This window comes from Nocardia sp. NPDC006044 (assembly GCF_042871115.1).
Classification (GTDB): Bacteria; Actinomycetota; Actinomycetes; order Mycobacteriales; family Mycobacteriaceae; genus Nocardia.
Map to the genome: position 1 here is coordinate 1,156,383 of NZ_JBIAID010000001.1, position 17,418 is coordinate 1,173,800.

At 69.1% G+C, this 17,418-nt stretch carries 17 protein-coding genes; 10 read left to right on the top strand and 7 right to left on the bottom strand.

Annotated features, from left to right (window positions below; genetic code table 11):
- Together leuD and ACFYO1_RS05365 are read left to right on the top strand one after the other, a co-directional pair.
- Positions 1-609 (top strand): 3-isopropylmalate dehydratase small subunit, encoded by a 609-nt coding sequence (gene leuD / locus ACFYO1_RS05360; protein WP_150405484.1) that lies wholly within the window; start codon positions 1-3, stop codon positions 607-609.
- Positions 610-765: 156 nt separating this feature from the next.
- The gene (locus ACFYO1_RS05365; protein WP_364720301.1) at positions 766-1,422 is read left to right on the top strand and encodes an HU family DNA-binding protein; all 657 of its coding nucleotides are present in this window, start codon (positions 766-768) and stop codon (positions 1,420-1,422) included.
- Between the two features lie 169 nt (positions 1,423-1,591).
- Here ACFYO1_RS05365 and ACFYO1_RS05370 read toward each other — a convergent pair whose 3' ends face one another.
- The 3 genes from ACFYO1_RS05370 to cofC all read right to left on the bottom strand — a co-directional run bounded on the left by ACFYO1_RS05370 (position 1,592) and on the right by cofC (position 5,554).
- Positions 1,592-2,530, bottom strand: a complete 939-nt coding sequence (locus tag ACFYO1_RS05370) for an NUDIX domain-containing protein (protein WP_387227412.1) — start codon at positions 2,528-2,530, stop codon at positions 1,592-1,594.
- A 20-nt stretch (positions 2,531-2,550) separates the two neighbouring features.
- Entirely contained in the window at positions 2,551-4,710 is a 2,160-nt protein-coding gene (locus ACFYO1_RS05375; protein WP_387227414.1) for an RNA degradosome polyphosphate kinase, read from the bottom strand.
- Positions 4,711-4,870: 160 nt separating this feature from the next.
- A complete protein-coding gene (gene cofC / locus ACFYO1_RS05380; RefSeq protein ID WP_387227416.1) occupies positions 4,871-5,554 on the bottom strand; it encodes a 2-phospho-L-lactate guanylyltransferase in 684 nt (227 codons plus the stop codon).
- A gap of 31 nt (positions 5,555-5,585) precedes the next feature.
- Here cofC and ACFYO1_RS05385 point away from each other — a divergent pair, with 31 nt between their 5' ends.
- Together ACFYO1_RS05385 and ACFYO1_RS05390 are read left to right on the top strand one after the other, a co-directional pair.
- Positions 5,586-6,581, top strand: coding sequence for an NAD(P)H-dependent glycerol-3-phosphate dehydrogenase (locus ACFYO1_RS05385; RefSeq protein WP_387227418.1), 996 nt, complete (start codon positions 5,586-5,588; stop codon positions 6,579-6,581).
- A 45-nt stretch (positions 6,582-6,626) separates the two neighbouring features.
- Positions 6,627-7,730, top strand: a complete 1,104-nt coding sequence (locus ACFYO1_RS05390; protein WP_387227420.1) for a D-alanine--D-alanine ligase family protein — start codon at positions 6,627-6,629, stop codon at positions 7,728-7,730.
- 4 nt (positions 7,731-7,734) lie between these two features.
- Here the strand turns inward: ACFYO1_RS05390 and ACFYO1_RS05395 are convergent, their stop codons facing one another.
- Positions 7,735-8,391: a DUF3515 domain-containing protein gene (locus tag ACFYO1_RS05395; protein ID WP_387227422.1), complete on the bottom strand. Its 657-nt coding sequence runs from the start codon at positions 8,389-8,391 to the stop codon at positions 7,735-7,737.
- Positions 8,392-8,542: 151 nt separating this feature from the next.
- Between ACFYO1_RS05395 and ACFYO1_RS05400 the strand changes: the two genes are divergently transcribed.
- The 4 genes from ACFYO1_RS05400 to ACFYO1_RS05415 all read left to right on the top strand — a co-directional run bounded on the left by ACFYO1_RS05400 (position 8,543) and on the right by ACFYO1_RS05415 (position 11,465).
- Positions 8,543-9,514: a thiamine-phosphate kinase gene (locus tag ACFYO1_RS05400; RefSeq protein WP_387227424.1), complete on the top strand. Its 972-nt coding sequence runs from the start codon at positions 8,543-8,545 to the stop codon at positions 9,512-9,514.
- Between the two features lie 11 nt (positions 9,515-9,525).
- Positions 9,526-10,209 carry a uracil-DNA glycosylase gene (locus ACFYO1_RS05405; RefSeq protein WP_387227425.1) on the top strand — a complete coding sequence of 228 codons (684 nt, stop codon included), beginning with the start codon at positions 9,526-9,528 and terminating at the stop codon, positions 10,207-10,209.
- 52 nt (positions 10,210-10,261) lie between these two features.
- Complete coding sequence (locus ACFYO1_RS05410) at positions 10,262-10,537, top strand: hypothetical protein (RefSeq protein ID WP_387227427.1); 276 nt, start codon at positions 10,262-10,264, stop codon at positions 10,535-10,537.
- A 64-nt stretch (positions 10,538-10,601) separates the two neighbouring features.
- On the top strand, positions 10,602-11,465 hold the full coding sequence (locus ACFYO1_RS05415) for an alpha/beta fold hydrolase (protein ID WP_387227429.1): 864 nt from the start codon (positions 10,602-10,604) through the stop codon (positions 11,463-11,465).
- Positions 11,466-11,468: 3 nt separating this feature from the next.
- Here ACFYO1_RS05415 and ACFYO1_RS05420 read toward each other — a convergent pair whose 3' ends face one another.
- The 3 genes from ACFYO1_RS05420 to rpmB form a co-directional block, all read right to left on the bottom strand.
- Positions 11,469-12,248 carry an enoyl-CoA hydratase/isomerase family protein gene (locus tag ACFYO1_RS05420; protein WP_387227431.1) on the bottom strand — a complete coding sequence of 260 codons (780 nt, stop codon included), beginning with the start codon at positions 12,246-12,248 and terminating at the stop codon, positions 11,469-11,471.
- 59 nt (positions 12,249-12,307) lie between these two features.
- Positions 12,308-12,814 carry a GNAT family N-acetyltransferase gene (locus ACFYO1_RS05425; protein WP_387227434.1) on the bottom strand — a complete coding sequence of 169 codons (507 nt, stop codon included), beginning with the start codon at positions 12,812-12,814 and terminating at the stop codon, positions 12,308-12,310.
- Positions 12,815-12,901: 87 nt separating this feature from the next.
- Positions 12,902-13,093, bottom strand: a complete 192-nt coding sequence (gene rpmB / locus ACFYO1_RS05430) for a 50S ribosomal protein L28 (protein WP_011210730.1) — start codon at positions 13,091-13,093, stop codon at positions 12,902-12,904.
- 301 nt (positions 13,094-13,394) lie between these two features.
- Between rpmB and ACFYO1_RS05435 the strand changes: the two genes are divergently transcribed.
- Both ACFYO1_RS05435 and recG read left to right on the top strand, forming a co-directional pair.
- Positions 13,395-15,080, top strand: a complete 1,686-nt coding sequence (locus ACFYO1_RS05435; RefSeq protein ID WP_387231689.1) for a DAK2 domain-containing protein — start codon at positions 13,395-13,397, stop codon at positions 15,078-15,080.
- The gene (gene recG, locus ACFYO1_RS05440) at positions 15,081-17,360 is read left to right on the top strand and encodes an ATP-dependent DNA helicase RecG (protein WP_387227436.1); all 2,280 of its coding nucleotides are present in this window, start codon (positions 15,081-15,083) and stop codon (positions 17,358-17,360) included.
- Positions 17,361-17,418 lie beyond the last annotated feature (58 nt).

Genomic DNA, 17,418 nt, shown 5'->3' on the forward strand with positions numbered 1-17,418 from the left:
ATGGAAGCCTTCACCGTGCACAAGGGGATCGGCGTGCCGTTCCGCCGTTCCAATGTCGATACCGATCAGATCATCCCGGCTGTGTACCTGAAGCGGGTGACCCGCACGGGATTCGAGGACGGACTGTTCGCCGCGTGGCGTAACGATTCGGACTTCATTCTGAACAACGAGCCGTACAACCGGGGCAGCGTGCTGGTAGCAGGACCGGATTTCGGCACCGGATCCTCGCGTGAGCACGCCGTATGGGCGCTGTCGGACTACGGCTTTCGGGTGGTGATCTCGTCCCGCTTCGCCGACATCTTCCGCGGCAATGCCGGTAAGGGCGGCCTGTTGGCGGCTCAGATGTCACAGAACGATGTCGAAATGCTCTGGAAGTTGCTCGAGGAACAGCCTGGACTCGAATTGGTTGTGGACCTCGAGGCGCGCACCGTGACCGCCGGAACCGCCGTGTTGCCGTTCGATATTGATGACTACACGCGGTGGCGTCTGCTCGAAGGATTGGACGACATCGGGCTCACGCTGCGCCGCAGTGACACCATCGCGGAGTTCGAAAACGCAAGGCCAGCATGGAAACCCACTACCCTCCCAGCACGTATTTCGCAGTCCTAAACACCCTTGGGTGTTAGCTGGATGGCACCGGGGCCGATAGCTGGACGTGTGCTAAACCACATGAATTTTGGCGTGGCACATAGACTCTTGCCCATTGTGGGTTTACCGTGGTACCTAGTCGGTCCGACGACGGGCCATTAGTCTGCGGAGGATTCAATGAACAAGGCGGAACTGATCGACGTTCTGACCGAAAAGTTGGGTACTGATAGGCGCACGGCCACCGCGGCAGTCGAGCATGTGGTCGACACCATCGTGCGCGCGGTGCACAAGGGGCAGAGCGTCACAATCACCGGATTCGGTGTGTTCGAACAGCGCAAGCGTGCGGCTCGAGTTGCCCGGAACCCGCGCACCGGCGAAACCGTCAAGGTGAAGCCCACTTCGGTGCCTGCGTTCCGTCCGGGCGCTCAGTTCAAGGCCGTGATCGCGGGTAAGCAGAAGCTCGCCCAGAGCGGTCCCGCCGTCAAGCGCGGCGTGAATGCCCCGGTGGCAGCCAAGAAGGCGGCCGCCAAGAAGACGGCGGCCAAGAAGACCGCCGCCAAGAAGGCCACCCCCACCAAGGGCCCGGCCAAGACCACGGCGAAGAAGGCCGCCAAGAAGGCGCCCGCAAAGACCGCTGCTCGCAAGACGACTGCGGCCAAGGCGCCCGCCAAGAAGACGGCCGCCAAGTCGGCTGTGAAGAAGGCGCCGGCCAAGAAGGTCACCGCCGCCAAGAAGACGGTGGCCAAGAAGACCGCCGCCAAGAAGACGGTCGCCAAGAAGGCGCCGGCCAAGAAGACGGCGGCCAAGAAGGCTCCCGCTCGCGGTCGCCGCTAGATACTGCGCCAGTACGGTATTGGCGCCGGATGACCGGCCGAGCGGCCGAATCATCCGCTGTACCGATCGAACACGGCCCCGGAAGCATGCTTCCGGGGCCGTTTCGTCTGTCCGTACCCATCATTCGGGGGCGGTCCCGTCAGGCTCGTGCCTTCGGGGGCCGTTCGGCTCAGGGCTTCACGAAGCCCGCGTTCAACGACCGGTCCAGATGGTCGGCGGCGACCAGCCTGCCGTCGACGAAGGACAGCACCCACACACTGCCCTTGCGGTTCCGCGCGGACGGCAACGTGATGCCGTCGCGCGCGGCCCACCAGTCCAGCAGATCGGGAATCACCTTGCCCTGACTACAGATAACGGGCACCCCGGAATCCGGCACCAGCTCGATGATTCGCTTGCGCGTCTCGTCCTGCGCTGTGGCATAACCGGTTTCGGACAGCAGCGGTTCCAGGACGATCTCCACCCCGAGCTTCTCCGCCAGCGGCGTCACGGTCTGCACGCAGCGCACCGGATCGGCCGAATGGATCCGAGATGCCCCGAACGCCAGCAGATTCGGCACCAGCGCCTGCGCTTGGGCCTGCCCGGACCGATCCAGTGGGCGCAACGGGTCCGGGCCGGAGAAGCGGTCGCGCCGACCAGCTTTCGCGTGCCGGACCAGCAGCATCGTGCGGGTACTCGCGGGCAGCCGGGTGAACGCGCGCAGCACCTGGCGATCCATCGGGTAGGACAGCTGCTCCATCACCCGGTCGAGCGGATACCAATCCAGCACGTCCACTTCGTCATTCGCGATGAACTCGCCGCCGGCCACCTCGGCCGCCCAGTAGTCCACCCGCTTCAGTTTGCGGTGTCCAGGAACGGGATAGGTGACGTGGCCGAGGTAACGGCCGAGCGTGCAGTCCAGGCCGGTCTCCTCGCGGACCTCGCGGACCGCGGCGAGCACCGGCGTCTCCCCGGGATCGAGCTTGCCCTTGGGCAGCGACCAATCCTGGTATTTGGGGCGATGCACGACGGCGATCTCCAGCGCGTCGTTGCTCGCCCGCCGCCACACCACCGCACCCGCGGCGTGAATGTTGGCGGTAATACGGGGATCCCAGAAGGGACCCCCTTCCATCTCGTACCCCGTAGCACCATTCACTGCTGTTCGGGCCTCCGCAGGCGCATCAGGAACTCTTGGTGGTCACGCACTTTGACGTCGTCGTCGCCCGCGTGCTCGGGCCGGGCGAGCCAGTTACCCTCCGAGGTGAGTACCCAGCAGCGGGTGTCGGGATGCAACGCGGAGTCGAAAACCTGGCCGAGTTGCTCGGTCAGCCGCGGATCCTTCACCTGTGCCATGACTTCCACCCGCCGGTCGAGATTGCGGTGCATCATGTCGGCGCTGCCGATCCAGTACTGATCCTGGGCCTGGAAGTGCATCACCCGCGAGTGCTCGAGGAACCGGCCGAGGATCGACCGGACTTCGATGTTCTCGCTCATCCCCGGCACGCCGGGGCGCAGCCCGCAGATGCCGCGCACCACGATCTGCACCGGCACCCCGGCCAGCGAGGCCCGGTACAGCGCGTCGATGATCTCCTCGTCGACGATCGCATTGGCCTTCAACCGGATTCGGGCGTCCTTGCCCTGGATCGCCAGTTCGGTCTCGCGCTGGATCCGCTCGATGATGCCGCCCCGCACGCCGTGCGGCGCGACAAGCAGGTTGCGGTAGTTCTCTTTTCGCGAGTAACCGGTCAGCGAATTGAACAGGTCGGTCAGGTCCGCGCCGATTTCCGGTGCGGCGGTGAGCAATCCGACGTCCTCGTAGAGCCGCGCGGTCTTCGGGTTGTAGTTGCCGGTGCCGATGTGGCAGTAGCGGCGGATGGTCGCGCCCTCGCGGCGCACCACCAGGCAGGTCTTGCAGTGCGTCTTGAGGCCGATGAGGCCGTAGACCACGTGCACGCCCGCCTGTTCCAGTGCGCGTGCCCATTTGATGTTGGCCTGTTCGTCGAAGCGGGCCTTGATCTCGACCAGCGCGACGACCTGCTTGCCCGCCTCGGCCGCGTCGATGAGCGCGTTGACGATCGGCGAGTCACCGGAGGTGCGATAGAGCGTCTGCTTGATCGCGAGCACCTGCGGGTCGGCGGCGGCCTGTTCGATGAACCGCTGCACGCTGGTGGAGAACGAGTCGTACGGGTGGTGCACCAGCACGTCGCCCTCGCGCAGCGCGGCGAACACGTTGCGCGGGGTCTCCCGCTCGCCGAACGCGGGCGGGGTGGCGGGCACGTAGGGCGCGTCCTTGAGGTTCGGCCGGTCCACCCCGTACACCTGCCAGAGGCAGGACAGGTCGAGCAGGCCGGGCACCTGGATGACGTCGCCGGGGTCGACATCGAGTTCGCGCAACAACAATTCGAGCATGTGCTCGGTCATGTCGTCGGAAACCTCCAGGCGCACCGGCGATCCGAAGCGCCGGCGCGCGAGTTCGCGTTCCAGGGCCTGCAACAGGTCCTCGTCGCGGTCCTCGTCGACCTCGAAGTCGGCGTTGCGGGTGATCCGGAACGAATGCTGCTCAACCACTTCCATGCCGGGGAAGAGCAGATCGAGGTGCGCGGCGATCAGCTCTTCCATGGGCAGGAACGCGGCGATGGTCGATCCGGCGTCGGTGCGGCGCACCCGGACGAACCGATCGACGTTGTCCGGCACCTTGACCCGGGCGAAGTGCTCGCCGCCGGTGGCGGAATCCTTCACCGTCACCGCGAGATTCAGGCTCAGGCCGCTGATGTAGGGGAACGGGTGCGCCGGGTCCACCGCGAGTGGAGTGAGCACCGGGAACACCTGATCCTGGAAGTGCCCCGAGAGGCGTTGGCGCTCATCGTCGTTCAGGTCGGTCCAGTCGATGATCGCGATGCCCTCGGCGGTCAGCGCGGGCAGCACGTCGTCCAGGAAGACCCGTGCGTGCCGCACGGCGATCTCCTGCGCGCGGGCGGCGATCAGTTCCAGCTGCTCGCCGGGCGAGCGGCCGTCCGCGGAACGCACCAGCAGGCCGGTCTCGGCGCGGCGCTTGAGGCCGGCGACCCGGACCATGTAGAACTCGTCGAGGTTCGAGGCGAAGATGGCGAGGAATTTGGCGCGTTCCAGCAGGGACAGCGACGCGTCCTCGGCGAGGGCCAGCACGCGGGCGTTGAAATCGAGCCAGCTCAACTCGCGGTTGAGGTAGCGATCACGTGGCAACTGTTCGATGGTCGCATCGGTCGGCACCGGGGTCGCCGCGGGTGGCGGCGTCGGAAGCATCTGCTGTTTGACGGTCTCGGTATCGCTCATGCCGTCACCTCGCTGGGGATCGACCCCGACACGCGCGATGCGCGCTGACGGTTGGATAGCTCGCTTCGCTCACTCACGCCAACGATCATCCCCTACGAACCGGGTGGTGTGGAGCCCGACACTATGATTGACGTGAGCGTCACCGCAGTCTGGCGATCTCCTAGCACACCCGGCGAACCGGCTGGTGAACGCGATCTGGCCAGCCGATGTCGTGCAGCGCGACTCTGGTCGCGTTCCCCGCGCCGAGCTCAATCGCCAGGTCCAGGTCGTCGGCGGTGTCGACATCGAGTCGTAAACCCGGCCAATCGCCGGTCAGGTCGACCGCCCCGGCGGCGATGTGCTTGCCCGCCGAACCGGGGCCGAACCGGGGCTCCAGACCGGCGACCGGGTCGCGGACAAGTAGCGCGGCGGTGCCGGTGCCCGCGTGGTCGACCACGATCGAGCGCGATCCGCGCGGCGCGACGGCCAGCACGTCGGCCAGTTCCGCCGGCCGCAGCGCGGGCAGATCGGCCTGCAAGGCGAGCAGATCTACCGGGCCGTACCGGTGCCGTAGCCCGGCCGCGGCGTCGGCCAGGGCGCGGTTGAGCGGGTCGTGCTCGCCGATCAGCGGCTCGGGATGCACCGCGGCGCCCATGGACGAGGCCAGGTCGGCGACGGCCGGATCCGGGGTGACGACGGTGACCGAGACGATCTCCGCGACGGCCGCGGTGGCGGCCAGGGTGTCGGCGAGCATGGCGAGGACCAGCCGGGCCCGGTGTTCCGGGCGCAGCCGGTCGGCCAGTCGGCTCTTGGCCTGATCGAGGCTCTTGACCGCGATCACGGCATGCACGGCGTGCGGGCGCATGCGTCCAATCCTTCCATGGCATATTGGGCAGATGACGAGGGCGGCAGTACTGGGCGCGGGATCTTGGGGGACCGCGTTCGCAAAGGTCTTGGCGGACGCGGGAACCGACGTCACCATCTGGGCGCGACGAGCCGAGGTCGCCGAGGTACTGCACACTCAACATCGCAATCCGTCCTACCTCACCGATATTCCGCTGCCCCCGCTGGCGGCCACGCACGACCCGGCCGTCGCGCTCGACGGCGCCGACATCGTGGTGCTCGCGGTGCCGTCGCAGTCGTTGCGCGCGAATCTCGAACAGTGGAAGGCACTGATCGCCCCGGACGCGTCGCTGCTCAGTCTGGCCAAAGGCATCGAGAACGGCACATTGCTGCGGATGAGTCAGGTGATCGGCGAGGTCACCGGGGCCGACCAGAGCCGGATCGCGGTGCTGTCCGGACCGAATCTGGCCCGCGAGATCGCCGTCGGGCAGCCCGCGGCCACCGTGATCGCCTGCTCCGATGCCGACCGGGCGGTCGCGTTGCAGCACGCCAGCGCCACCGGATACTTCCGGCCCTACACCAACACCGACGTGATCGGCTGCGAGGTCGGCGGCGCGTGCAAGAACGTGATCGCCCTCGCCTGCGGCATCGCGTCCGGAATGGGCTTGGGGGACAACACCGTCGCCAGCATCATCACCCGCGGCCTCGCCGAGATCATCCGGCTCGGGGTCGCGCTCGGCGCCGAACCCGCCACCCTGGCCGGCCTGGCCGGGGTGGGCGATCTGGTCGCCACCTGCACCTCACCCCTGTCGCGCAACCGCTCGTTCGGGCATGCGCTCGGCGCCGGCGGTTCGATGGAGACCGCGCAGGCGGCGACGCACGGCCAAGTGGCCGAGGGCGTCAAGTCCTGCACATCGATCCGCGCGCTCGCCGTGAAACACGACGTCGACATGCCCCTGACCACCGCGGTGAACCAGGTCTGCCACGAGGGCATGGCAGTCCGCGAAGCGGTCGGCAATCTGCTCGGCCGGCGGATCAAGCCGGAGTAGTCCCAGCGGTGCGGCTTGTCCGCCGCGACGGGTACGGTTCGGGGCATGACGAACCGGATCCGGGTGGCTGTGGTTTTCGGCGGGCGGAGCAATGAGCACGCCGTCTCCTGTGTGTCGGCGGGCAGCGTGCTGCCGAACCTGGATCCGGAGAAGTACGACGTCGTGCCGATCGGCATCAGCACCGAAGGAGCCTGGGTGCTGGCGGATTCGAACGTCGCGGCGCTCGGTTTCCACGATCGCACGCTGCCGTCGGTGGACAGCAGCGGCACGGCGTTGACCCTGACCTCCGGCCCGAGCAACTCGGGTGCGCTTGTCGCACTCGACGATCCCGGTGCCGCGCTCGGCGGGGTCGACGTGGTGTTCCCGCTGCTGCACGGGCCGTTCGGCGAGGACGGAACGTTGCAGGGCCTGTTGGAACTCGCCGGTGTGCCGTATGTCGGCGCGGGCGTGCTGGCCAGCGCGGCGGGCATGGACAAGGAGTTCACCAAGAAACTGCTTGCGGCCGAAGGCCTGCCGATCGGCAGGCAGGTGGTGCTGCGGCGCGGCACCGACACGCTGAGCGAGGCGGACCGGGCGACGCTCGGGCTGCCGGTGTTCGTGAAACCGGCGCGCGGCGGTTCCTCGATCGGCATCACCAAGGTCACCAACTGGTCCGCGTTGGACGCGGCCATCGCCACGGCGCGTGCCCATGATCCCAAGGTGATCGTGGAGGCGGGCATCGTCGGCCGCGAAGTCGAGTGCGGCGTACTGGAATTCCCGGACGGCCGGGTGGAAGCCAGTGTGGTGTCGGAGATCCGGATCCCGGAGGAGTCCGCCACCGCGACGAACCCCGAGTTCTACGACTTCGAGACCAAGTACCTCGACGACGTCTGCGAGTTCGACGTGCCGGCCAAGCTGGACGACGAGGTCTCCGACAGCATCCGCGAACTCGCGGTGCGGGCGTTCCGCGCGCTGGACTGTCAGGGGCTGGCCCGCGTCGACTTCTTCATCACCGCCGACGGTCCGGTGATCAACGAGATCAACACGATGCCCGGCTTCACCCCGATCTCGCAGTACCCGCGGATGTGGGAGGCCACCGGCATCGGCTACCGAGACCTGGTGTCCACCTTGATCGAAACGGCGATCGCGCGAGGTACCGGGCTGCGTTAGCGCCTCAGTTGGGCAGGGGGCCCGGGTCGAGGGGGGTGGCCGGGAGGGTGGCGGTGATGGTGTCGGAGACCGCTTGCAGGGGGGTCGGGCCGGAGCCGTCGGGGACGGTCAGCGCGATGTAGGTCTCGCGGTCGACGGCGAACCAGGTGCTCGCCTTGGCGGCTTGGTCGCGGGCCTCGAACCATTGGACGCCGTTCACGATCTGTAAGGCCGAGGCGCGGTTGAACTCGAGCGGGCGATCGAGCCCGCAGCGCAGCACGATCGGATCGCCGCCGTCGCTGCGCTGCCAGGCGCGGGTGGCCGGCGGGGAGGGCTCCACGAGGGTGGATTTGGTGTAGTCGCCGAGTTCGGTGGGCAGGGCGGGGAGCAGGTTGGTGCAGGCGGGGCCGCCCGCGGCGGGCGCGGGGACCGGGCCGAGGACCAGCGGTTCGCGTTCGACGGGGGCGCGGGCGGCGAGGATCGCGAGCACCAGCACGGTGACCACCAGCACGACCGGCAAGGCGACGGCGGTGGCGATGAGCGCGGGGGAGTACTGGCGAGTGCTCGCGGTCGAGTCGGTGCTCGGGGTCGCAGCGGGCTCGGTGTCGGTAGCCGTTTCAGCCCCTGTGACCTGCCCGGCCGGCTCCTTCGCCGAATCGTGGTCCGACGATTCCGCCGCCATGCTCACCGATCCTTCCTGTCGCGCTGACCGGGCGGCGCCGTGACCGGCCCGGTAGCAGTCGATTGCCCTGAAAAGGGTACCTTCGGGTCGTTTCCAGTCGGCAGCGCGTCGGAAAGGACCGGTCATCAGCGAGCACACGGGACCCAGGACGGTGCGTGAACTGGGGGAGTTCGCGCTGATCGAGCGGATCAACCGCGGCCGGGTCCAGGCGGCGAGCGTCCTGCTGGGTCCAGGCGACGATGCCGCGCTGGTCGCCGCGCCGGACGGCCGGTTCGTGGTGACCACCGACATGCTCGTGCAGGACCGGCATTTCCGGCTCGACTGGTCGAGTCCGGCAGACATCGGGCGCAAGGCGATCGCGCAGAACGCGGCCGACGTGGTCGCGATGGGCGCGTGGCCGAGCGCGTTCGTGGTGGCCCTCGGCTGCCCGGCCGATACTCCCCTGGACGTGATCGACGGCCTGACCGAGGGCATGTGGGCGGAGGCGACCCGGGCCGGCGCTTCCATCGCAGGCGGCGATCTGGTGCGCAGCCGCGATCTGGTCATCTCCGTCACGGCGTTCGGCGATCTGCGCGGCCGGTCGGCGATCACGAGAGCCGGTGCGCGCGTGGGCGACACGGTCGCCGTCGCCGGCCGCCTCGGTTGGTCCGCCGCGGGGCTCGCGATCCTCACCGCCGGCGCGGAATCCGGGGACTTCGCCGAAGCGCTTGCCGCGCACCGGGTCCCGCAGCCGCCCTACCCGGCGGTACTGGAGGCGATGGAGGCGACCGGCCTGAACGCACTCACCGACGTATCCGACGGCCTGCTGGCCGATCTCGGCCATATCGCCCAGTCATCCAGTGTCGCTATAGATCTGGATCCGGCGGCGGTGCGGGACTCCGCGCTCGAACAGCTGGCCGCGCGAATGGATGCCGATGCGGCGCAATGGATTCTGACCGGCGGCGAGGATCACGCGTTCGCCGGCACGTGGTCACCGGACTGTGACCTGCCCGCCGGCTGGCGGCCGATCGGGCGCGTGTGCGCCGGTCAGGGCGTCACGGTCGACGGCGCGCCCCGGCCGGGAAGTGCCGGCTGGGAATCGTTCGGTGGGGCGGGCTCGGCGGGCGCGAGCCAACCACGCTAAGTTGTGCGGTCATGGGCGCGAAACCACTGTCGGAAATCATCGATCCGGGATGGGCGAAGGCACTCGAGCCGGTGGCGGAACGTATTTCCGCCATGGGCGAGTTCCTGCGCGAGGAGAACGCGGCGGGCCGCGGCTACCTACCGGCCGGTGAGAACGTGCTACGCGCCTTCCAACGTCCGTTCGACGCGGTGCGCGTGCTGGTCGTCGGCCAGGATCCCTACCCGACCCCCGGCCATGCCATGGGCCTGAGTTTCTCTGTCGCGCCGGATGTTTCGCCGGTGCCGCGCAGCCTGGCGAACATCTTCGCCGAGTACACCAAGGATCTCGGCCACCCGACGCCGTCCTGCGGCGACCTCAGCCCCTGGTCCGATCAGGGTGTGCTGATGTTGAACCGGGTGCTGACGGTGGCCCCCGGCCAGCCCGCGTCGCATCGCGGCAAGGGCTGGGAGGCCGTGACCGAGCAGGCGATTCGCGCACTGGTCGCGCGGGACGAGCCGCTGGTCGCCATCCTCTGGGGCCGCGACGCGTCGACGCTCAAGCCGACCTTGACCGAGGCCGAGATCCCCTACATCGAATCCGCGCATCCGTCACCGCTGTCGGCCTCGCGCGGCTTCTTCGGTTCCCGCCCGTTCTCCCGAGTGAACGAACTGCTCGACGAGCTGGGCGCCGAACCCGTCGACTGGCGCCTGCCGTGAGCAGGCGTCTGTGTGTGAGTTATCTAGATTGATTCGAGTGAGGAGCTTTTCTATGCCCAACACCACTGTTCGCGGCGCATTGCGCGGCACCACCGCCACCCTGGCCCTCTGCGCCGCCCTCGCCGGCGGCGCCGCGACCGCGAGTGCGGCGGGCCTGCCGCTGGAGCCGGCCACCGACACCACCTCGGTGCCCGCGAACACCCCGTCGACGCAGATCGGCGAGGAATTCACGTCCAACGGCTCCTCCACCATCTCCTCCTCGGTCAACGCGAAGGTCGCCTGCCTGTTGCAGCGCACGCTCAGCGCCTCCGGCAAGTGGGACTGCTGAGGCGGAACCTGTGTCCGGGAGGCTCGCCCGCGAACCGTAACCGGTTCTATGCGATCCTCGGTTCGTGAGTAACGCGAACAATCTGCTCGACCCCGCACCGTTGCGCCTGCGCGGTTCGGGTGGGCTGGAGCTGGCCGCCGACCAGTTCGGCCCGGTCGACGGTCCGCTCGTCGTCTTTCTGCACGGCGGCGGGCAGACCAGGCACTCGTGGAAACAAACCGGCGCGAAGCTCGGCGCCGCCGGCCTGCGCGTGGTCACGCTGGACGCGCGCGGACACGGCGACAGCGCCTGGTCCGAAGACGGCGACTACCGCCGCGACACCATGGTGCGCGACCTGCTGCTCGTGCTCGAACAGCTGGGTGCGCCCGCGGTCGTGGTCGGGGCGAGCATGGGCGGCGTCACCGGCCTGCTAGCCACCGCCGTCCCCGGCGGGGAGGCGATCACCGCGCTCGTCCTCGTCGACATCGTGACCAGGCCCGAGCAGGCCGGGGTCGCGCGGGTGATCGACTTCCTCGGCAAGCACCGCGACGGCTTCGACTCGCTCGAACAGGTCGCCGACGCGGTCGCCGAGTATCTGCCGCACCGGCCGCGGCCGAAGAACACCGACGGCCTGCTGCGCAATCTGCGTCAGCGCGACGGCCGCTGGTACTGGCACTGGGATCCGGACATGCTGACCCAGCGCGTCGAGGACCCCTCGGACATGACCGAACAGATGGAATCGGCCGCGCGCAAGCTGACGATTCCGGTGCTGCTGGTCCGCGGCATGCAATCGGACGTGGTGAGTTCCGAAGGGGCAGCGGCCTTTCAGCGGCTGGTGCCGCACGCGCAGCTGGTCGAGATCGGCGGCGCGGCGCACACCGCCGCCAGCGACGACAATGACTCTTTCACCGACGCGGTCGCGAAATTCGTTGTGCGGACCGCGACTTAGCCGCTACGCGTAATTGGGCTTGCGCTTCGCCACGAACGCGTCGACGCCCTCACGGCCGGTCGCGCCGTTGGCCGCGGCGGCGATCGCGTCGCGTTCCCGATCGAGCTGATCGCCGAGCGCCGACGAAGCCGACAGTGCGAGCAGCGTTTTGATGCTCGAGTAGGTGGAACGCGGTCCGGCGGCGAGGTTTCGGGCCAGGGTCAGCGCCTCGGCCTGCACCTCCTCGTCGGCGACCAGCCGGCTGAGGATGCCGAGCCGCACCGCCTCGTCGGCGTCCAGAATCGCGTCGGTGAGCAGGATTTCGCGGGCCCGGCCGAGGCCGACGATGCGCGGCAGCGTCCAGGACATGCCGCCGTCGGGGCTGAGGCCGATGCCGGGGTAGGCCGGGCGCAGCTTGGTGCTCGGCCCGCCGAGCGCGATGTCGGCCGCGCAGACCAGGCTCATGCCCGCGCCCGCCGCCCAGCCCTGCACGCCGACGACCACCGGGACCGCGGTCGCGTCGAGCGCGCGCACGAAGTGGTGCAGATCGGTGGCCAGGCCGTAGATGTGGGCGGCCCGATCGTCGGCGGCCGCGAAGCCGCGCACATTGCCGCCCGCGCAGAAGTTCGCGCCGGTGCCGGTCAGCAGGACCGCGCCGACCTCGGGAGCGAGTGAGCGCAGCGCGGCGGTGCCGGCGACGATCCCGCCGAAGTCCATGGACGTGCCGTTGGCGGCGGTCGCGATGGTGATCTGCAGAACGCCGTCGACGGTGCTGACGTACCCGGCTTGCTCGGTGGAGGTCATGATCAGCACCCTATCGCGTGGAAATGTCCGGCCGGGACGCGTGCGGGGGAGCCGGGTGCTCAGCTCCAGGGACCGGGCGCGCGCCGCATCCTTACCTCGATCGACGGCGAGAACGCCTCGACGCGGCTGGTGCCGTCCAGCACGAATCCGTGCTTGCGGTAGAAGGATTGGGCACGCGGATTCTGCTCGAAGACCCACAGCGAGTGTTCGGCGGTCGGGTCGACCGCGGCGTACAGCAGATCGCGGGCGACGCCCGTGCCGTACCAGTCCGAACGGACGTAGAGCGCGTTCAGCTGAAGTGCGGGTTCCGGTGGGTCGTCGAGGGTCGCGCCCGCGCCGGCGAAGCCGATCACCCGGGTGCCGACGAGCGCCACCCAGGTGCGTCCGGGGTACCTGACCCGATTGCGCTCCCATTGCTCGGCCCGCCGATCGACGTCGAACGCGTCGAGAACGTGGGTGGGCACGAGGTCGCGGTAGGCCTCGCGCCAGCAGGCGATGTGGCATTCGGCGAGACTGTGGGTGTGCTCGGCGGCAAGTGGGGCGATGCGCCAGTCGGACCGGGTCATGGTCCCCCGTCAATGACTACGCCCCGGATCACCCGTGATGGGTGCCGGGGCGTGCGTCAATTCTCGTACTCGGGTCGGCCGGGGCAATCAGCCGCGGACGACCTTGCCCGCCTTGAGGCAGGAGGTGCACACGTTCATGCGACGGGTGTTACCCGGCGCAACCTGGGCGCGAACGGTCTGGATGTTCGGGTTCCAGCGACGGTTGGTGCGCCGGTGCGAGTGCGAGACCGACTTCCCGAAGCCGGGGCCCTTGGCGCAGACGTCGCAGACGGCAGCCATAGTCGCGAACTCCTTCATGTCATGTGGAGGACCGTCGCCCGCGGGCAACATGTCCGGAAACAATGTTTGACGTACCCCTGCCGATGGACATCGGCCAGCGCAAACCGGAAACGGCCACGCGAGGCAACCCTGCAAGGGTAGCGGGACCGCCCCCGATCCACCAAACCGGGTGCGCTCCGGACGTAGCCGGAACACGTGGTGGGTACCAGCAGTATGTCGGTCTGGCCCGCTAATCTTGCGGGCGGTGCTGGTGGCGCCACTGGATACAGAAGGGGTGACGGTGCCCGGAGTGCGGGATGTGATGGACGGCACGGCGTTGCTGCGCTGGGGCCGAGCCTGCCTCGACGGTTTGACCGACCGGCGCGCGGAGATCAACGCACTCAATGTCTTCCCGATCCCGGACGCGGATACCGGCACCAATCTGCTGGCGACCATGCGGGCCGCGATGGATGCCGCCGCGGCGTGCGGACCGGTGGACGTGCTGACGACCCACGAGGTGGCGGCGGCGATGGCGCGCGGCGCGACCATCGGCGCGCGCGGGAACTCCGGGATCATCCTGTCGCAGGTCTTACGCGGCATCGCCGAAGCGGTGCGGAGCGAGCCGTTGACGGCCACGACCTTGCGCGATGCCTTGAACCGGGCCTCGGTCCTGGTCCGCGAAGCGCTGAGCGAGCCCATCGAGGGCACCATCCTCACGGTGCTCGACTGCGCGGCGGCCAGCGCGGCCGCATGCCCGGACACCTCGCTCGCCGACGTGGCCCTGGCCGCGGCCGACGGCGCGGCCAAAGCGCTCGGTGACACTCCGTCGCAGCTCGGTGTGCTGCGCGCGGCCGGAGTGGTCGACGCGGGCGCGCGCGGACTCGTGGTGCTGCTGGACTGCCTGGTCGAGCTCACGCTCGGCGAGATCCCGGTCCGGCCGGAGTACCACCCGCCGGATCCCGGTGCCGCGCGCCCCGCCGCGGGCAATCTCGAAACCGGTTCGGCGGAACCGCGATACGAGGTGATGTACCTGCTCGCCGACACCGATCGGGAACGGATCGCGCGACTACGCACCCGGCTCGCCGAACTCGGCGACTCGGTGGTGGTCGTCGGCGACGGCGATCGTTCCTGGTCCGCCCACGTGCACTGTGCGGACGCGGGTGCGGCGGTGGAGGCCGGTCTCGCCGCCGGAAAGCTCAGCGGAATCCGCATCGAGAGCTTCGCGACCGCCGACCACGGCGCGCCGCACGACAACACAGCACCGCACGACAACACAGCACCGCACGACATGACATCCGGGCGCCTCGGCACGCCCGCCACGATGGGCTCGGCGACGGAAACCGGTGGACCGGCCGACCGCGGCGTCCTGGCCGTGGCCGCCGGTGCCGGCGCCGCCGAACTGTTCGAGGACGCCGGCGCCGTGGTGCTGGCCGGTGATGGCGAGGTGACCGCCGCCGGCTTGCTCGCGGCGATCCGCGCGATGCCGAACCGCGAGGTCCTGGTCTTGCCCAACGGCGCGCTACCCGCGCACGACCTGGTCGCGATCGGTGTCGCCGCCCGGGACGCGCACCGCGACGTCCTGCTGTTGCCGAGCGCGTCCATGGTCCAGGGCTTGGCCGCGCTGGCCGTGCACGACCGCGGCCGGATCGCCGTCGACGACGCCTTCGCCATGTCCGAGGCGGCCGCGACCACCCGCTGGGGGTCGCTGCGCGCCGCACCGGAACGCGCGCTCACCATGGTCGGAACCTGCGCCGCGGGCGACGGCCTCGGCCTGGTCGGCCACGATGTGGTGGTGATCGACCACGATGTGCGCGCGGCGGGCCTGACCCTGCTGGACCGGATGCTCGCCTTCGGCGGCGAACTGGTCACCCTGCTGATGGGTGCGGCGGCCCCGGACGGCCTGGCCGGCGAACTCGCGGCACACATCGGCGAAAGCTTTCCCGGCGTGGAGGTCACCGTGTATTCCGGTGGGCAGCACGGGGATCTGGTGCAGATCGGAGTGGAGTAGATGGCGACCCTGAGTGATCGGCTCGACCATATTCTCGGCGTGAAGGCGGCGGGTTCGCTGGTCGACGCGTTCGACATGCACACGGTGGAGGACCTGCTGCGGCACTACCCGCTGCGCTACGCGACGCAGGGGCAGCCGCTCACCGAGGACGAGCCGGAGGACGGCACGCACATCACCGTGATCGGCCGGATCACCAAGGCCGAGCTGCGGCCGATGCGCAACCGGCGCGGCTCGCTGCTGAAGGTGGTGCTGGACACCGGATCCGGCACCGGCCGCGGCGTCGACGTGACCTTCTTCAACGGTGACAAGGTGAAATACGTTGTCCGGGAAGGTCTTCGGGCGATGATGTCGGGCACGGTCAGCTACTGGCGGCCGGGCCAATGGAACCTGAACCATCCGGGCTATCTGATCCTGCCGGAGAACGAGGACGAGTCGGTCGGCGCGGTGAAGACCGTGCGCGGCGGCGGCGACCTGCGCGGGCTCGCGCAGAGCGCGAAAGGCGCCGAGGGCGTGGACACCTCGTTCATGGAGCGCGAATTCATCCCGGTGTACCCGGCCACCGCGAAGGTGCAGAGCTGGGACGTGCTCGCGTGTGTGCGCCAGGTGCTCGACCAGCTCGATCCGATCGACGACCCGCTGCCCGACGACCTGCGGTCGGACCGCTCGCTGATGAAGATCTCCGACGCGCTGCGCCTGATCCACCTGCCGGAGCGCAAGTCCGATATCGATCAGGCGCAGGAGCGGTTGCGTTTCGACGAGGCGCTGGCGTTGCAGCTCGTGCTCGCCGAACGGCGGCACGAGGTGTCCGGCCGGGCCGCGCGGCCGTGTCCGCCGCGACCAGACGGCATCGCGGCCGAGTTCGAGAAGCGCCTGCCCTTCGAGCTCACCGCCGGGCAGAAGCAGGTGGTTTCGGAGATCTCCGCGGACATGTCCCGCACCCATCCGATGCACCGGTTGTTGCAGGGCGAGGTCGGCTCGGGCAAGACGATCGTCGCGCTGGAGGCGATGCTGCAGATCGTCGACGCCGGCCTGCAGTGCGCGTTGCTCGCACCGACGGAAGTGCTTGCCGCACAGCACTATCGGTCGCTGCGCGGGATGCTGGGCGATCTCGGCAACGCCGGTGAACTCGGCGCGGGGGAGCACGCGACCAAGGTCGTGCTGGTCACCGGCTCGATGTCGGCGGCGACCAAGAAGGCGGCGCTGCTGGAGGCGATGACCGGCGAGGCGGGCATCGTCATCGGCACGCACGCGCTCATCCAGGACAACGTCGAGTTCTTCGACCTCGGCATGGTGGTCGTCGACGAGCAGCACCGCTTCGGCGTCGAGCAGCGCGACGCGTTGCGCGCCAAGGCGAAGGCGGGCACCAGCCCGCACCTGCTGGTGATGACCGCGACGCCGATCCCGCGCACCATCGCGATGACCACCCTGGGCGATCTGGAGACCTCCACGCTCAGCGAGCTGCCCCGCGGACGTTCGCCGATCACCTCCAAAGTCGTTCCGCGCAAGCAGCATCCGAACTGGGTCGACCGGGCGTGGGAGCGCATCGTCGAGGAGGTCAAGGCCGGTCGGCAGGCCTATGTGGTGTGTTCCCGCATCGGCGACGACGAGGAAGGCGCCGGCAAGACCCGTAACGGCAAGAAGGCGGCGGAGCCGGAGAAGGAGGGCCCGACCACGCAGGCCGCCATCGACGTCTTCGAGATGCTGAGCACCGGTCCGCTGTCCGAACTCCGCGTCGGCCTGCTGCACGGGCGCCTGCCCGCGGACGAAAAAGACCAGGTGATGCGGGCTTTCAACGACGGCTCCGTCGACGTGCTGGTCTGCACGACCGTCGTCGAGGTCGGCGTCGACGTGCCGAACGCGACCGTCATGGTGATCGTCGACGCGGACCGCTTCGGCGTCAGCCAGCTGCACCAGCTGCGCGGCCGCATCGGGCGTGGCAAGCACCCCGGATTGTGCCTGCTCATCACCGATTCCGCGCCGAGCGGTTCGGCGATGGCCCGGCTGGACGCGGTCGCCGCCACCACCGACGGCTTCGAACTCGCCGTGCTCGACCTGCGCACCCGCCGTGAGGGTGATGTGCTCGGCGCGGCCCAGTCCGGCACCGCGCGCTCGCTGAAGCTGCTCTCGCTGCTCGACGACCTCGAAGTCATCACCGCCGCACAGGAACTCGCCCGCGAGGTGGTCGAGGCCGACCCGGGCTTGCGGAAGCATCCCGGGCTGGCGAGCATGATGCACGCCGCGGTCGACTCCGAACGCCTGGAGTACTTGGCCAAGTCGTAACCGGCTGTCCGGCAATCGAATCGGTGCATCCCGCCGCGACGGCGTGATGTGGGCGAGC

Bases quoted from the DNA above. Each gene is read 5' to 3' on its own strand.
- ACFYO1_RS05405 (WP_387227425.1), top strand. From the start codon at position 9,526: ATGGGCGCGAAACCACTGTCGGAAATCATCGATCCGGGATGGGCGAAG.
- ACFYO1_RS05420 (WP_387227431.1), bottom strand. From the start codon at position 12,248: ATGACCTCCACCGAGCAAGCCGGGTACGTCAGCACCGTCGACGGCGTT.
- ACFYO1_RS05425 (WP_387227434.1), bottom strand. From the start codon at position 12,814: ATGACCCGGTCCGACTGGCGCATCGCCCCACTTGCCGCCGAGCACACC.
- recG (WP_387227436.1), top strand. From the start codon at position 15,081: ATGGCGACCCTGAGTGATCGGCTCGACCATATTCTCGGCGTGAAGGCG.
- ACFYO1_RS05370 (WP_387227412.1), bottom strand. From the start codon at position 2,530: ATGGAAGGGGGTCCCTTCTGGGATCCCCGTATTACCGCCAACATTCAC.
- ACFYO1_RS05375 (WP_387227414.1), bottom strand. From the start codon at position 4,710: ATGAGCGATACCGAGACCGTCAAACAGCAGATGCTTCCGACGCCGCCA.
- leuD (WP_150405484.1), top strand. From the start codon at position 1: ATGGAAGCCTTCACCGTGCACAAGGGGATCGGCGTGCCGTTCCGCCGT.
- cofC (WP_387227416.1), bottom strand. From the start codon at position 5,554: ATGCGCCCGCACGCCGTGCATGCCGTGATCGCGGTCAAGAGCCTCGAT.
- ACFYO1_RS05435 (WP_387231689.1), top strand. From the start codon at position 13,395: ATGGACGGCACGGCGTTGCTGCGCTGGGGCCGAGCCTGCCTCGACGGT.
- ACFYO1_RS05390 (WP_387227420.1), top strand. From the start codon at position 6,627: ATGACGAACCGGATCCGGGTGGCTGTGGTTTTCGGCGGGCGGAGCAAT.
- ACFYO1_RS05365 (WP_364720301.1), top strand. From the start codon at position 766: ATGAACAAGGCGGAACTGATCGACGTTCTGACCGAAAAGTTGGGTACT.
- ACFYO1_RS05395 (WP_387227422.1), bottom strand. From the start codon at position 8,391: ATGGCGGCGGAATCGTCGGACCACGATTCGGCGAAGGAGCCGGCCGGG.
- rpmB (WP_011210730.1), bottom strand. From the start codon at position 13,093: ATGGCTGCCGTCTGCGACGTCTGCGCCAAGGGCCCCGGCTTCGGGAAG.
- ACFYO1_RS05385 (WP_387227418.1), top strand. From the start codon at position 5,586: ATGACGAGGGCGGCAGTACTGGGCGCGGGATCTTGGGGGACCGCGTTC.
- ACFYO1_RS05410 (WP_387227427.1), top strand. From the start codon at position 10,262: ATGCCCAACACCACTGTTCGCGGCGCATTGCGCGGCACCACCGCCACC.